The organism is Jannaschia faecimaris (genome assembly GCF_900107415.1).
GTDB classification, from domain to species: Bacteria; Pseudomonadota; Alphaproteobacteria; order Rhodobacterales; family Rhodobacteraceae; genus Jannaschia; species Jannaschia faecimaris.
The window spans coordinates 1-14,156 of sequence record NZ_FNPX01000021.1; the positions used below are offsets into that span (position 1 = coordinate 1).

12 protein-coding genes and 2 pseudogenes are annotated in these 14,156 nt (G+C 60.8%); 4 read left to right on the forward strand and 10 right to left on the reverse strand.

Features of this window, described 5'->3' with window-relative positions:
• Nucleotides 1-114: 114 nt before the first annotated feature.
• The 3 genes from BLV27_RS16645 to BLV27_RS16655 all read right to left on the reverse strand — a co-directional run bounded on the left by BLV27_RS16645 (nt 115) and on the right by BLV27_RS16655 (nt 2,621).
• Nucleotides 115-981 carry a DUF2189 domain-containing protein gene (locus BLV27_RS16645; RefSeq protein WP_092647682.1) on the reverse strand — a complete coding sequence of 289 codons (867 nt, stop codon included), beginning with the start codon at nt 979-981 and terminating at the stop codon, nt 115-117.
• Nucleotides 982-1,600: 619 nt separating this feature from the next.
• The gene (locus BLV27_RS16650) at nt 1,601-2,122 is read right to left on the reverse strand and encodes a DUF2478 domain-containing protein (protein ID WP_092647631.1); all 522 of its coding nucleotides are present in this window, start codon (nt 2,120-2,122) and stop codon (nt 1,601-1,603) included.
• A 106-nt stretch (nt 2,123-2,228) separates the two neighbouring features.
• The gene (locus BLV27_RS16655) at nt 2,229-2,621 is read right to left on the reverse strand and encodes a molybdopterin dinucleotide binding domain-containing protein (RefSeq protein WP_092647632.1); all 393 of its coding nucleotides are present in this window, start codon (nt 2,619-2,621) and stop codon (nt 2,229-2,231) included.
• 119 nt (nt 2,622-2,740) lie between these two features.
• On the opposite strand from BLV27_RS16655, the pseudogene BLV27_RS16660 reads away from it, so the two are divergent.
• Nucleotides 2,741-3,049: pseudogene (locus tag BLV27_RS16660) on the forward strand (integrase core domain-containing protein); the annotation flags it as partial.
• A 217-nt stretch (nt 3,050-3,266) separates the two neighbouring features.
• On the opposite strand, the gene BLV27_RS16665 reads toward BLV27_RS16660, so the two are convergent.
• The 7 genes and pseudogenes from BLV27_RS16665 to BLV27_RS16700 form a co-directional block, all read right to left on the reverse strand.
• Nucleotides 3,267-4,052 (reverse strand): cation efflux transmembrane domain-containing protein, encoded by a 786-nt coding sequence (locus BLV27_RS16665; RefSeq protein WP_170831494.1) that lies wholly within the window; start codon nt 4,050-4,052, stop codon nt 3,267-3,269.
• A gap of 258 nt (nt 4,053-4,310) precedes the next feature.
• Nucleotides 4,311-5,240, reverse strand: a complete 930-nt coding sequence (locus BLV27_RS16670) for a LysR substrate-binding domain-containing protein (RefSeq protein WP_092647634.1) — start codon at nt 5,238-5,240, stop codon at nt 4,311-4,313.
• 610 nt (nt 5,241-5,850) lie between these two features.
• Nucleotides 5,851-7,059, reverse strand: coding sequence for an efflux RND transporter periplasmic adaptor subunit (locus tag BLV27_RS16675; RefSeq protein ID WP_092647635.1), 1,209 nt, complete (start codon nt 7,057-7,059; stop codon nt 5,851-5,853).
• 6 nt (nt 7,060-7,065) lie between these two features.
• Nucleotides 7,066-9,426, reverse strand: coding sequence for an ABC transporter permease (locus tag BLV27_RS16680; RefSeq protein ID WP_092647636.1), 2,361 nt, complete (start codon nt 9,424-9,426; stop codon nt 7,066-7,068).
• 6 nt (nt 9,427-9,432) lie between these two features.
• A complete protein-coding gene (locus BLV27_RS16685) occupies nt 9,433-10,191 on the reverse strand; it encodes an ABC transporter ATP-binding protein (protein ID WP_425283666.1) in 759 nt (252 codons plus the stop codon).
• 602 nt (nt 10,192-10,793) lie between these two features.
• A pseudogene (locus BLV27_RS20245) lies at nt 10,794-11,033 on the reverse strand (Arm DNA-binding domain-containing protein); the annotation flags it as partial.
• A 316-nt stretch (nt 11,034-11,349) separates the two neighbouring features.
• Nucleotides 11,350-12,537, reverse strand: coding sequence for a MalY/PatB family protein (locus tag BLV27_RS16700; protein ID WP_092647640.1), 1,188 nt, complete (start codon nt 12,535-12,537; stop codon nt 11,350-11,352).
• A 78-nt stretch (nt 12,538-12,615) separates the two neighbouring features.
• Between BLV27_RS16700 and def (BLV27_RS16705) the strand changes: the two genes are divergently transcribed.
• Genes def (BLV27_RS16705) through def (BLV27_RS16715) form a run of 3 tightly spaced genes read left to right on the forward strand, consistent with a single transcriptional unit; the run spans nt 12,616 to nt 14,138 of the window.
• A complete protein-coding gene (def, locus tag BLV27_RS16705) occupies nt 12,616-13,134 on the forward strand; it encodes a peptide deformylase (protein ID WP_092647683.1) in 519 nt (172 codons plus the stop codon).
• A gap of 57 nt (nt 13,135-13,191) precedes the next feature.
• Nucleotides 13,192-13,650 carry a peptide deformylase gene (locus tag BLV27_RS16710; RefSeq protein ID WP_092647641.1) on the forward strand — a complete coding sequence of 153 codons (459 nt, stop codon included), beginning with the start codon at nt 13,192-13,194 and terminating at the stop codon, nt 13,648-13,650.
• Nucleotides 13,647-14,138: a peptide deformylase gene (gene def / locus BLV27_RS16715; RefSeq protein WP_092647642.1), complete on the forward strand. Its 492-nt coding sequence runs from the start codon at nt 13,647-13,649 to the stop codon at nt 14,136-14,138. Before BLV27_RS16710 ends, def (BLV27_RS16715) begins: the two co-directional genes overlap by 4 nt.
• Nucleotides 14,139-14,156: the final 18 nt, after the last annotated feature.

Consider the following 14,156-nt stretch of genomic DNA (forward strand, 5'->3'; position numbering starts at 1 on the left):
ACCGCAAAGCCGTCGCATAATCCGAACAACAAAATGAGCCAGACCCTCCCTTGGATCGGGCAGCCCACTGGCCCAAAATCCCTGACGACGGACAGCACGGCCCTTGCATCCCATCTAAACGCTGATCGCGCGCCGATAGAGGTGCCATGTCGCGTGGCCCAGCAACGGCAAGACAATGATCAGTCCGATCAGCGCCGGGATTGTGCCAAGCACCAGCCCTGTCGCCACGATCAGACCCCATACGAGGATCACTCGGGGGTTCTTGCGGAACACTTTTACCGAGGTGGCGACGGCATTGGGCACGCCCACGTCACGCTGCAACAACAGGGGAAATGACACTACGCTGGTGGCCAGCACCAGAAGCGCAAAGCCAAAGCCGAACACCGTTCCGATCAAGATCATGGCCCAGCCCGCGCCAGTGGTGAAGATCTGGATGGCAAAGGCCGTGATCGAAGCGGGTGGGGGGCCGCCAAGGGTCATGGCGTGAATTGCAGCGGCGACCAGCATCCAGACGAGAAACAGGCCAAACAGAAAGATGCTTAAAACGACGATCGCGCCAAAAGACGGGGACGAGACCAGGCCAAAGGCATCACCCCAGCCGTAGGGCAGGCCCTCCTCGCGCCGCCGACTTATTTCATAAGGCCCGATAGCAGCGATGGGACCCAGCAGAGCAAAGCCCGCCAATAGTGGAAAGAGCAGGGGCAGTAGGTTCATGTTCAGCCCGAACGCCACCAAGATAAGACCGATGATCGGATAAATTAGGCACAGGAACAGAACGTCACCCCGGGCCGCGCCTAAATCTTCGGCCCCCTTACGCAGGGCGTCATACAGATCGTCCATGGTCAACGTGTTGATCTGGTCATCGGTAATAGGCGACGAATCGCGGCCACCGATATGCTCTGCACTTTCGGCAACGTGCTCTGATGCCCCGCCAAGAGCCTTTGCGCCCCAAGACAGGGGGTTACCGATTGTCTTGACCATTTTCCAAGCCTCCGCGATGCGTGCATCAAACGTCTGGCTGTTGCCCATGGGAGTTGCGGGCCGAACCGTGACAGCCTCTTTGCCACGACATCTTAGCATGATTTTCAGCCAAAGGCCTGATCGAAGATCACTCAGAAATCACAACTGCGAGATGTGGCGGTGTATGGGCGCAGCGGGGTCTGTCCGTATCGTCTTCCAGAAAATTGACCTTAGATGAAGCCAAAGGGAGGTCGAATTGCCCTGCATATCGAAGAAATGATGCGCTCTAAACGAACAGTCTAATGGCCCAAGTATAGGGGGGAAGGACAAGACCACAATCAGAGACGCTGCTGTGTCTCGATGTGACGATCGCTGTCTTCGAAGGAAGCGAGATGAGGGCCCGCCGTGCACGCCGAACCACCGTTCAGCCGGATGTGAGGATGGTCAGCTTAGGCCCAGAATGGTCATTCAGGGAACCATCTGGCGCTGCAGTGCCAACTCACAAAACTGCCATTGGTGCATCACGAAGTAATTTGAGGCTCTCTGTAGTCAGATCATTTGGGACATGCGGGCAGTTTCTGGGACTGAGGCTTTGGATCAATGACGACCCCCTACGGATGATACTCGCCTTGGGCAGGCGCTATGCTGCGCTTGTTGCGTCTTCAATCTGGGATGTGAGCCATACTCGCAAGGCTGCCTCCGTCGGCTTGAGTTCGACCGCGGTTCCCGCAGTGAACTCCATGAACGCTTTGGCATTTAGCCTGTTGAGACCAACCAGCACGGGGATGTCACGGCAGAGCGCCTCGGCGATCACCGATCGAAAGCCACGACCGGCCGCCTCATGCTTGCCGAACTTGTTGACGATCACCACGTCGGCCCCGGACAGGAGTGACCGCTCAGTCGACTCGACGGCCGTTTCCAGAGCGCCTGCATCAAGTTGACACCCCCGCGCCCCGGGGCCGCGGGATTCGGATATGCGGATCACGGGGCCGTCCGGCAGAATCGTGACGTCCATATCGCAACGCCGGGATCCTGCTCGACGCGAGTTGATTTGCACGACGCCGCAAGTCCTGATGCTGCGCAAAGCGAGCGTCGCGGCTACATCTGCCAGTAATCGATCCGTCCCGCCCTCGTCCGGGGCCATCGTGTAGGCGATCCTCATGTCGTAAACCTTACCCGTTTTGACCCGATCGGGCAGGAGACACCGATCCTCAACCTGTGCTGCGCGGAAATGCCCGCCCCGACAGGGGGCGGGTGGTTGGCAAAGCTCAGAGCTCGACTTCCCAAGATTTGAAGCTCTGCGTCTTCGCGGACGGGCTCGCATCGGCGATCTTGCGGATATCGGCCCAGGTCTGTTTGAAGTTCGGAAGAATCAACTCGTTCACGCCGGCATTGACCACGTTGCCTTGCGTGCCGGACGGGGCACCGAACAGCATGAAGGTCTCGTTACGTCTTGCCGACGGTTCGATGTAGGCCATGGCCTGCGTCGCGCCATCACCGTTGTACACCTCCACCAGATCGCCGTTCCCGACACCGAGTTCGGCCGCGTCCTCGGGATTGATCTGGATGTACGGCACTGCCCAGCGATCCATGCAGAAATCGTTGTCCTGATCCAGGAACCAGTTCTGCCAGTTGAGGTTCGACCGACCGTTGTTGATCAGGAAGCGATGGTTCGCCTTCTGCTGTGCCTTGCCCGGAGCCTGGAGCCCGCGCCACGCAGCGTGGCAGAAAAGCGCCTTGCCGTGCTCGCGTCCATGACGGGTATTCCCGGCCGATGCGCTTCGACATGATCTGCGAAGCCAACGGGATCGAGCATCGGCTGACCAAGCCGAACCACCCTTGGACCAACGGCAAGGTTGAGCGGATGAACCGAACGATCAAGGAGGCGACCGTCAAACGCTACCACTACGACAGCCATGATCAGCTGCGCACACACCTCGCCGACTTCCTGGCAGCTTACAACTTCGTCCGAAACCTCAAGACACTCAGCGGTCTCACGCCCTACGAATACATTTGCAAAATCTGGACATCAGAACCGGATCGATTCATCCTCGACCCGATCCACCAAATGCCGAGACTGCACACCTAGTCACGAAAGCTGTTGGCAATTTCTTCAGGTGATGTCAGTTAAAGGCTGTTATGAACGAACGTCGCGTTTTGGCTGGCTCCGGGCGTTCGATGCACCAGTCCGAAGGTCCGGTTTGGGCTGGGACCGGACCTTCGCTGCGACATGCACTAGGGTCTGCCGTGCGGGACTTCGCTGTCGTCTGGCACATAAATATATTGATCGCTTTGGAGCGGCCTCACTAGCTGGATTTCAGGTCGGCCTGCGCGTCCTGGATGATCGACCAAGACGAATGCAGGAACAGCCCGGCAATGCCAAGGGCAACGATCAGATCGGGCCATGCACTGCCGAGCCATGCGACGAGACCGGCAGCGACTACGACCGCCGCGTTGCCGATGGCGTCATTTCGGGAGAACAGCCAGACAGCCCGCATATTCGCGTCGCCTTTGCGGAACCGCATCAGAGGCAGCACCGCGAGAACATTGACGACGAGAGCGATCAAACCAAACAACCCCATCAGAGCGGCATCCGGCATGGTCTGCGTGATAACCTTCCAAAGAGTTGTCGCAAGCACACCGAGGCCAAGGACACCGAGGAACACGCCTTGGATCAAAGCGGATCGCGCCCGCCAGATGAGGCTCCATCCGATGGCGAGAAGACCAAGGAATGTGATCAGGCCATCACCGACGAAATCGAGTGCGTCCGCCTTGACAGCCTGCGACCCAGCAAGAACGCCACCGATCATCTCGACGATGCCGTAGCCAATATTGAGGATCACGATGATCCAAAGTGCGCGTCGATATGCCGGGTCTTGGTGAGCCGCGTGCTGTTGTTCAGTGGCATTGGCCTCAATGCGATCAAACCGATAACCTGTCTTTGCGACTGCCAGCTCGATCTCCGGCAAGTGCGCCTCGGGAGCGGCGAGGGTCATGATGTGGGTGGCCAATGACACCTTCACCGCGCCCGGCGCAACTCCGGCTGACTGAGCAGCTCGTTCGATCTGGGCGGCATCCTTCGAGCAATCCATGCCTGATACGCGATAGCGGATTGTCATAGTTTCGGAAGCAGGGGTTGTTGGCATTGGCTATGTGTAGCTCCGACGTACGCCATAGCCAACCGAATGGTGGGAGTTCGTCCTGGTGGCAGCTTCCGACACTTTCGACATCTTAACGGTCATTCGCTGTGATAGGCATGGATGTTTGCTCTGCGGACAATACGGGCTTTCGCTACTGACGTTGGAATGTCTGTTTTCCAACGTGATCAATATATGACCCAAAACCCTTTCTTAGAGTTTCTTGGACACTGAACGGTCAATTGCCGCAAGGTCTTGCGCGGCGCTAGCATAGGCCCACGACTTGAACGCTTCGACCTTTGGCGAGGACCACTTGTCTCTTTCGCCCAATAGACACACGCCGCCAAGGGGTGAATCACAAACCATATCGGGAAATGGCGCAATAAGTGCCCCGGATTCCAGCTCTTCACGGCAAAGCACCAGGTCGCCCATCACCACGCCCACGCCCATGAGTGCGGCCTTTGTAGCCATATCGATGTTGGGAAAATCATGCCCTGAAGTCGGATCGACAGTATCGAGCATAAAGGCGTTTATCCAAGCTGCCCAGTCCGCACGTTGTTTCGTTTCGTGCAGCAACTCTGTCTTTGCCAAATCCTCTGGTGTCTGAAGCGATGTTCGTACGCGGTAGTCAGCGGTGCACATCGGCGTAAGGCGAGCAGGGAATAAGGTTAGAATGGCGAGGTCTTGTTTTCGGTTTGGCCAGTTTGTGACAGAGAAACCTACGTCTGCTTCGGTGGGGTCAAATCCGCTACCTGCATAGAAATCTGTCGTCAGCTTGAGGCGAATTTCGGGGTGGATCCTTCGAAAATCTTCTAGCTTGGGAATGAGCCACCGGATTGAGGTGCCCGGAGGGCAGATAACACGCAGCTCGGACGCCGTTGTCGCGAGCCGCGCAGCCTCCTTGGCGATCAGACCAAAGGCTTCCGTCAAAACGGGCAAAAGCTGACTGCCAGCTGTTGTTAGTGCAACGCCCTGCGCATGACGCACGAATAGCTGAACGCCCAGATGCTCTTCCAAGATCTTCACGTGCCGACTGATTGCGCCGCGTGAAACGTGCAGTTCTTCGCTGGCCTCGACAAAGCCTTCATGTCGCGCGGCAGCTTCAAAGGCTTTCAGTGCATTAAGTGGTGGCAGTTTGGACATCAACCCTCATAGGATTAGATTTGCTGTCCCAAGGATGCCAAAAACTTGGTTTGCCCGCAAGGCGTCGGGAAACCTACGTTACTTGCATAATAGTCAACAGGTAATACGCATGGCATCGATCACACATAGAGATCCGCAGACGTCCTCACTGCCCGATCTTCTCGAAAAGGTGGTTAGAAAAGTTGTCCCTTTAACGGTGACTGAAAACCCCGAGGAACAAACTTGTAAGGATCTTGAGCGCCTTGCGCTTAGCTCGCCTCACCTTTTAGCCGACATCGGTTTCAAACGAGCCGCTGCCGATAGTTCGCCCTCGCGGGAAGTGTGGCACAGCGACGGCCACACTATAATCCTTTCACTCAAAAATCCTCTCGTGCGCGTTTCGAAGCGATGACTGAGAGGTGACGTAAAATTACTGTGCATCAACGTCATACCGATTTTTCGGATCGCACTTTGCCCGGAAACCAGAAAAGCGTTAGATCCAAACCGGACCTTGGAACAATTTTCTGCATCGGTCACTTAGGGCTCGTAGCGGACCTACGCTGCGCCTCGCATGACAGTCTGGTTAGGACCCCAATGGCCCTGGTTTTCTCCAGCAACGCGCTGCGCGCCGTCATAATAGCGGGGTAAGTCGCAATCCGTCCTCGATCCTGTCGTCGGGAAATCGTACCACGACGTCGCCTCGGGCGAGGCCCAAGATGATCTGCGCCTCGGTGTCCGTCCGTTCTCCGACCGTTACTTCGACGGCCTGGGCGCGTCCCTCTACTATGGTGAAGACAGCCCAGGCACCTTCCTCACGAAAGAGCGCGGTGACCGGCACTTTCAGCACCTCCGACGCTTCCCACAGAACCACGCGCGCTTCGACTTCGAACCCATGACCGAGGCGTGTCCAGGTCTCAGCCGGCGATGTGATGTCAATGACGACGCCGACCCTTTGCTCCTCAATGCCGAGCGCGGACACCTTGGTGAAACCGAAGGGCTCCACCCGCTGCACCTCGCCCGACAGCGCCTCGGGTCCTCCCCAGCCCTCGATGATGACGCGCTGACCGGGTTCGATTCGCACCGCTTCGGAGGAGACGAAATCGATAACGATCTCAAGGTCGCGCGGGTCGCCGATCTCCAGCAGCGGCTCACCTGCCGCCACGACGCCTGCGCTCTCGTGCAGCACCCTCAGCACCGTGCCGTCGACCGGAGCACGGATTGGGACGCAGGGACAACTGCCCAAGGTCGCCTTGGCCTCGCTCGGTCCGAGCAGGCGCGCCTCGGCGGCACGTAACTGATCTTGCCGCATCTCCACCGCCGCCCTGGCGGTCGTCAGCGCGGCTTGGGCAGTGCGAAACGCGCGCTCTGCCAGTTCGTCCGCGCGCACCGAGACGATGCCGCGCGCGGCCAGTTCGCGGATGCGGACCACATCGGAGGTGGCGAAGTCGAGTTCGGCCTTCGCCTGCTCCTCCTCGGACCGCGCAAGCGCCAGCGCGGATCGGGCGGCGTCGGCAGCGGCACGGGCCTCGGCCTCGGTGCGAATATCAAGGAAGGCCGGGTCAATGGGCTCGATCTCAGCCACAACCGTGACACCCCCGGCCACCATTGCTCCCTCTTCGATCTCGATCCGGTTTATCCGCCCCAGCACCGGGGCGGAGACGACGAAGACGTCGTGGATGCGGGTGCGACCCGTCTCTGACAGCGTCGTCACCATGGGGCCGTACTCCACCGTGGCCAGATCCACCTGTACCGCGCGGGGCCAAAAGGCGAACGCCAGACCTGCCGCCAGGAGGAGCATCGGAATCGCCCAGAACAGGCGGGTACCAGCATGAGGAGACATTGCGTATCACTCCCGTGTCTTGAGAACGCCGATCAGGTCCAGCCGGTTGAGCCGACGGCGCACAACCGCGGCCGACAGCAGGCTTGCCAGCAGAATAACGGCCAGCGCCTTGCCGTAGGCAGCTGGCAAAATGACCAAAGGCAGCCGGAAAAGCTCGGTCTCGAAGGCTTGTACGATGAGGGCCACCAGCGCATATCCCGCCACGCAGCCGACCGGCAGCGCGACCAGCACCAGAAGCGCAGTCTCCCCAAGAAGGATGTAGGAAACTTCGGAAAGTGTGAAGCCCAGCACCCGCAGCGTCGCCAGTTCCCGGCCACGCTCCGAGAGGGCCACCCGCGCAGCGTTGTAGACGACGCCATAGGCAAGGGCACCCGCGAAGACGATGAAAAAACCGGAGAAGATCAGGATCGTTTCTCCCAGCGTCTCGAACATCTTTTCGATGGCGTGCTTCTTGACGGTGAAGGAGGCTACGCCGGGCAAATCTTTGACTGCGTCGAACAGGGCCAGTTCGCCGGCGGGGTCGACACGCAGCATGGCATACTCAAATGCGGGCGCATCCCCCAACGCCCGATTGAGCGTGTGCAGCGAGACATAGGCGGGCATGGCGATCCACGTTTCATGCACGGCAGCGACGGGGAGAGTGAAACGGGGGTGATCGCGCTCCAGCACCTCCACCTCGATCGTGTCGCCGGGGCGGACGCCCAGCTTTTCGGCCAGCAGGGTGCCCAGCACGACGCCCCCCGCCGGCACGGGTAAGCTCCAGCCGTGAACGTCATATACGACCTGAAGCTGGGCACCCTGCGGCAAGGCGGTCAGTCCGCCGCGATGGGTGACGCGACCATGGGAGAGGTCGGCAGAGACGATGCGCATCGGTTCGACCGCCAACACGCCGGGCAACCGGTCGAGCACATGGCGCGCCGAGGGTCCCTTCGGGTCTAGAAAGCCGATCACGGCGTCCTGATGCTGGCTTTGCTGGAAATGGCCCCTCACCAGGAGCGTGATCGCGTCGTTCCATTGCATCGCGGTGATGAGCAGCGCCACGGCAAGTGCTACCCCGATGACCGAGGCTCCCGAACGCACTGGCGTGCGCAGCATATGGCGCAGGATGATGCGTGTGGGCGCGTCGAGCACGCCGGTGAGCCGCTTCGGGAGAACTACGTCGCGAAATCGCTCCGGGATGGGGGGGCGCATCGCCTCGGCGGGCGTGAGCCGGAGAGCGCCGCGCACGGCCCCGAGAGTGCCGAACAGCCCCGCGCCCATTGCTACACCGGCGGAGATGATGAATTCGGCACCGCCGGGGCGGTAGAACAGGAACGGAAACCGGAAAAAGGCGGAATAGAGCTCGGTGTTCCAGCGCCCAAGAACCGCGCCGATGCCCCAGCCGAGCATGACCCCCACAGCCGTCATGGCAAGCGCGAGCTTGGCATAGTGCCAGCCCACGGTCACATCGGAATAGCCGAAGGCCTTCATCAGGCTGATCTCGCGTCTCTCGATGGCGATCAGGCGGGCGAGGACGGCATTGGTCAGAAAGGCGGAGACAACCAGGAAGATCGTCGGAAGGATCGTTGCCATGGTGCGGATCTGCGCCAGTTCGTTCTGCACGAACCAGTTGGAGATCTGGTTGGCCCGTGCGACGGCACCGGTCCCGCCATGGCGCTTGAGGATGGCATCGAGTTCGGCGATCACCGGAGCAGGGGCGCGGCCACGCAAGAGCGTCAGGCTCAGGGAGTTGAATGCGCCCTCCATGTCGTAGGCCGCAGCGAGCGCGTCCCGGCCCATCCAGATCACGCCGAAGCGCGCTTCGTCTGGCATTAGCCCACCCGGGGCAATGGCATAGACATATTCCGGTGAGAGCGCGATGCCCACCACACGGACGGATCGGCGCGCCCCGTTGAGCAGCACGTTGATCGTGTCGCCGAGCCGCAGGCCATTGGCCTCGGCAAAGGGCTCGAGCAGCACCGCCTCGTTGTCGCGCCCCTCTTGCACCGAGCGCCCGGCGCGCAGCGCGATGCGGTTAAGCAAAGGTGCGCGTCCTTCGGGCAGCGACAGGAGCTGTGCCATAACGGGATCGCGTGTTCCCGCAATCTCGACTGTGGTGAGCGCGGCGATGCGCGTCTCGACGCTCTGAACGCCGGGGATCGCGGCGATCCGGTCGACCAACCGCTCCGGGGCGCGGCGGACGCCGGCAAAGACCTCGGCGAAGTTGTAGCGCTGGTAATAGGCGTCCGTCGTGGTGCGGAGTGACGTAAGGGTTGAGAGCGACATGACCAGCAAGGCCACCCCGGAAGCCACCACCAACGCCACAGCAAACACCTGCCCGCGCAGCGCCCACAGATCACGCAACAGCTTGTGGTCGAGCGCGCGCATACCGGTTTACCAGCTGATTTCGCGGGGAGGCACGCGCGTCGCATTCGCGTGATCTTCCGCGATCTGACCGTCGCGCATGGAGATGACCCGGTCGGCCATCGCCGCGATCCCGGCGTTATGCGTAATGACGGCGGTCGCGGCACCAAGTTCCCGGTTCACCCGGTCAAGAGCCTCGAGCACCGTGACGCCGGTCTCGCTGTCGAGCGCGCCAGTGGGTTCGTCACACAAGAGCAGTTCCGGCGACTTGGCGATGGCGCGCGCGATGGCGACGCGCTGCTGTTCCCCGCCGGAGAGCTCGGCCGGGAAATGGTGCGCCCTCGGGCCAAGGCCGACAAGGGCAAGGGCCTTGGCCGGGGGGATCGGCGCGCGCGCGATCTCGGTGACCAGTGCCACGTTCTCTTCCGCCGTAAGCGAGGCAATGAGGTTGTAGAACTGAAAGACGAAGCCTACCCGGTCGCGCCGATATTTCGTGAGGGCAGACGTGTCGGCGGCCGTTATATCCAGCCCGTTGAAAAGAACCTGCCCGGAGGTGGCCGTGTCGAGCCCGCCAAGAATGTTCAGCAACGTGGACTTTCCGCTCCCTGAGGGGCCCAAGATGACGACGAACTCACCCGGCCGCAGGTCCAGATCGACCCCTTTTAGGGCGTGGACGGCAGACGCTCCCTCGCCATAGGTCTTGGTAAGCGCGCGAGCCCGTAGAACATAGGCGACCGCGCTGGGTTCAGCGCCCCCGTTTTCCTTGACTGGAGCTTGGGCGCTTATCAATATCGGCCCTCCTGCCGGCCGCGCGCGGACCATCGACGTTAAGACGGTATGGCACGCAGGGCGCTACGGCATTGACCTGCGTCAAACACAATAATCGGGCGAAAGGCTTGAAGCAGGATCTGTCAGATGAACTTGGCTTAAGGCGAAATCCCCAGCCCCTAGACCGCCTCGTGCAAAGTTCTTCCGATAGGCCCCGTGCGCTTGTTTCGGGACGTCAACTGGAGCCGCCAACGTGGAGGCCCCCAGCTTTCTTGTTGCGCCGTTAACCGGTCAGAACGAGCATCCGGACCAATGTTCCAAACCGACACCCCGTCGACTCTGCCACGCGATCAATCATTCGATCTCATCAGGCGTAAGCACCCGCTCGCGAGCGCCTTCCTGATAGGGTTTGGGAACCCCACGCGTGGGGTTGGCCTCCAGGTAGTCCCTCTCGATACACCAATTGAAGAAGCCCCTAGGGTAGGCGAGCGTCCGGTTGGCCTGTACCCCGCTCCGCGATCCGCAATGCCATCAATGATCCTGCTGATGTCCGCCTTCCGGATGTCCGCAAGTCACCGTCCTCTCAGCGCGGGGAGAACGTCGTTCGACAGCGCGAACTCAACCTAGTGTAGCGTTTGAATCCTGGCCTGATCCCTCTTCAACCATTCCGCGATGACCTGCCCGAGCATGGCGGACGACGGGCGGTCGTCAATCTCCCCTCGGGCCATCTTTGCAAGGGCTTCCTGCACATGAACGCGCTCATCGGCCAGGGAGGGCGTCGGGTATCTGCCGAGCAGCTTCCGGGTAAGTTTCCCGTTGACCTGTGGCATGACAAACCAGCTCTTGGCTCCGCTCGGGCTGACGCGCGTTCCGAAGCTTCACAACTCGGCGTCTAAGATATCGCAGCGGGCCTAGCACGGGGATCGGCCCCGCGCCAAGGCATCTGTCCGGCGTGTATAGGTTAGATGTGGCATGGTTCACGGTGACACCGCTGTTACAATAACGATGTTACTGTATGTTGCCGCATGGTGCGCGATGCGCATGAAGGTCAACAAGAACTTTTATTTTTTTATATGTTAGTAGAGCCTGTCGGTGCACAAGGAAGCATGTCAGCGGCCGATTGTGGATCAGGAGATCCCCAGTTCGAGCCGGGGCGGGGGCACTACCCCCCACCTTGGCTTACTGAAGGTCGCCAAAGGCTTTCTGCATCCGTTCAACCGCCGCGACGACGTTGGCGCGGGGTGTGGCGATGTTGAAGCGCAAGAAATTTTCGCCGCCCTTGCCAAACGTCGGGCCGTGGTTCGCCGCGATCCTGGCACCCTGCTCGGTCCGGCGGGTGAATTCCTCGCGCGTCATCCCCGTTCCAGAGAAGTCGACCCAGGACAGGTAGGTCGATTGCAAAGGTACGGACTTCAGGCCGGGGATCGCGTTAATCCCCTCGTCGAAGATCTTTCGGTTGCCGTCTAGGTATTCGATCAGCCCGTCCAACCACTGCGCCCCCTCGGGCGAATAGGCGGCCTTGGCCATGAACAGGCCGAATGAGTTGGGGGACAGGCCCAGGCCGCTCATCTTCTTGGCGAAGGCCGCGCGCAATTTGTCGTCGTCCACGATCACGTTGCCCGAATGGCAGCCGGCGATGTTGAACGCCTTGGTCGTGGCCGTCATCATCACCAGCCGGTCGGCCACACCGTCGATCAGGGCCATCGGGACATGCGTGTTGCCGGGAAAGACCAGGTCGTGGTGGATTTCGTCCGAGACGAGGATCAGGTCGTGCCGGCGGGCAAAAGCGGCAAAGCCTTCCAGTTCGTCGCGCGACCAGACGCGCCCGTTTGGATTGTGGGGTGAGCAGAGGATCATCATCTTCGCGCCACCGTCCGCTTCGATCACCTTGTCCCAGGCATCGAAATCGACGGAATAGCTTTTGCCGTCAAATGGAAGCTCGCACTCGATCACGCGACGATCATTCGCCTTAATGACCCTGGCGAAGGCATGATAGACTGGTGTGAACAGCACGATGCCGTCGCCCTTTTCAGACCACGTGTCGATACACAGGGCTGTGCCGTTGACCAAGCCGTGCGCCGTAAAAATCGAAGCGGGGTCGACTGTCCAGCCGTGCCGTTCCTTCATCCACCAGCAAATCGCGGCGCGGTAGTCGCTGTCGTCGCCGTAATACCCGATGATGCCGTGGTCCAGCTGTTTGCGCACGGCATCCAGAACCACTTGCGGTGGCTGGAAATCCATGTCGGCGACCCACATCGCGATCCCTTCATCGGCTGGGACGCCATACAGTTTCTCCATCATGTCCCACTTCACACAGTCAGTGCCTCGGCGGTCGATGAGGTGGTCGAAACGGGGGTCTGCGTTCATGAGTATCTCCATTTTCGCGAACCTTACTTGCTGAGACACCGGTTGCAAGGTGCGCACGCGCAGACTATCTCCGCGCGCATGAAACGCCCGATCCTCCTCCATCCTGACCCGCGCCTGAAACGGGTTGCCGCCGCCGTGCCCGACCTGTCGGATGAACGGCGTCTGCTGGCCGCCGACATGCTGGAAACGATGTACGACGCACCGGGCATCGGCCTTGCCGCGCCACAGGTCGGTGTGTTGGAGCGGTTGATCGTGATCGACTGCGTAAAGGAAGAGGGGACCGCCCCGCGTCCGCTAGTCATGTTCAACCCCGAGATCGTTGCCGCCTCGGACGTGATGTCCGTCTACGAAGAGGGGTGCCTTTCCATCCCCGACCAGTACGCCGACGTGACCCGCCCGTCCGAGGTCACGGTGCGCTGGATCGACCTTGACGGAAACGAACACTCCGAGGACATGGACGGTCTTTGGGCCACGTGCGTGCAGCACGAGATCGATCATCTCGAAGGCAAGCTCTTCATCGATTACCTTGGCCCGATGAAGCGTCAGCTGATCACCCGGCGAATGGTCAAGATGAAGCGTGAATTGGCGCGTGGCTAAGGGGGCGACATCAAGGGGCTCCGTTTCGGGGCCCTTGTTTCGTTTTGGTGAAAGACCATGATCCGCCCGATCGTTATGTATCCCGACCCCATTCTGGCCGCGGCTTGTGCCCTGGTGACCGGCGATGCGGCAGCGCTGTCGCGCGACATGCTCGATACCATGTATGCGGCCAACGGGCGCGGCCTTGCCGCTTCGCAGGTCGCCGTGACCGAGCGGATGTTCGTGATGGACTGCGGTTGGAAGACGGGCGTTCCGGACCCGCGGGTTTTCGTGAACCCCGAAATCACCCAGCGGCAGGGACGGCAGGTCAACATCGAGGGGTGCCTGTCCATTCCCGACACGCCGCGGCGCATTGAGCGTCCGGCACGGGTCAGGCTGGCCTTCGACGGCCCCACCGGGCGCCGGAGTGAGGATTTCAGCGGCTTTGCCGCCGCCTGCGTCTGTCACGAGATGGATCACCTGAACGGCGTGCTGATCCTCGACCTGCCGGAAGTCGCGGAGGAGCCACCGGCATGAGCCATCGCCCGTTTCTGATGTGGCCCGACAAGCGGCTGACGACCCCAGCCGAGGACGTGGCCGAAGTGACTGACGCGACGCGTCTCATCTGGGACGAGATGATTGCCGCGATGCGTGCCATGCCGGGCGTGGGTCTGGCGGCACCGCAACTGGGCATAATGCAGCGTCTGGCCGTGGTCGACGCGGACGATGGCTTCGGCGTCACGCGGCTGGCCAATCCGCGCATCCTGCACGCCAGCGTGGAGTTGCGCGAACACGAGGAGGCCTCTCCGAACCTGCCGGGCGTGTCGGCAAAGGTGAAGCGACCACGGGCCGTCACCGTGGCCTATATCGACGAAACGGGCACGGCGCGGGAACAGGATTTCGTGCTGTTGCGGGCCACCAGCGTGCAACATCAGATCGACCACTTGGACGGGCGGATGTATTTCCATCGCCTGTCCAAGCTCAAACGCGACATGTTGCTCAAGCGGGCAAAGCGACTCGCATAGGGTCGCGGGCATCGCGGT

What these genes read in the sequence shown, in the direction of transcription:
- BLV27_RS16650 (WP_092647631.1), bottom strand. Translation starts at nt 2,122, where the DNA reads ATGAGGATCGCCTACACGATGGCCCCGGACGAGGGCGGGACGGATCGA.
- BLV27_RS16710 (WP_092647641.1), top strand. Translation starts at nt 13,192, where the DNA reads ATGATCCGCCCGATCGTTATGTATCCCGACCCCATTCTGGCCGCGGCT.
- BLV27_RS16675 (WP_092647635.1), bottom strand. Translation starts at nt 7,059, where the DNA reads ATGTCTCCTCATGCTGGTACCCGCCTGTTCTGGGCGATTCCGATGCTC.
- BLV27_RS16645 (WP_092647682.1), bottom strand. Translation starts at nt 981, where the DNA reads ATGGTCAAGACAATCGGTAACCCCCTGTCTTGGGGCGCAAAGGCTCTT.
- def (WP_092647683.1), top strand. Translation starts at nt 12,616, where the DNA reads ATGAAACGCCCGATCCTCCTCCATCCTGACCCGCGCCTGAAACGGGTT.
- BLV27_RS16665 (WP_170831494.1), bottom strand. Translation starts at nt 4,052, where the DNA reads ATGGATTGCTCGAAGGATGCCGCCCAGATCGAACGAGCTGCTCAGTCA.
- def (WP_092647642.1), top strand. Translation starts at nt 13,647, where the DNA reads ATGAGCCATCGCCCGTTTCTGATGTGGCCCGACAAGCGGCTGACGACC.
- BLV27_RS16670 (WP_092647634.1), bottom strand. Translation starts at nt 5,240, where the DNA reads ATGTCCAAACTGCCACCACTTAATGCACTGAAAGCCTTTGAAGCTGCC.
- BLV27_RS16680 (WP_092647636.1), bottom strand. Translation starts at nt 9,426, where the DNA reads ATGCGCGCGCTCGACCACAAGCTGTTGCGTGATCTGTGGGCGCTGCGC.
- BLV27_RS16700 (WP_092647640.1), bottom strand. Translation starts at nt 12,537, where the DNA reads ATGAACGCAGACCCCCGTTTCGACCACCTCATCGACCGCCGAGGCACT.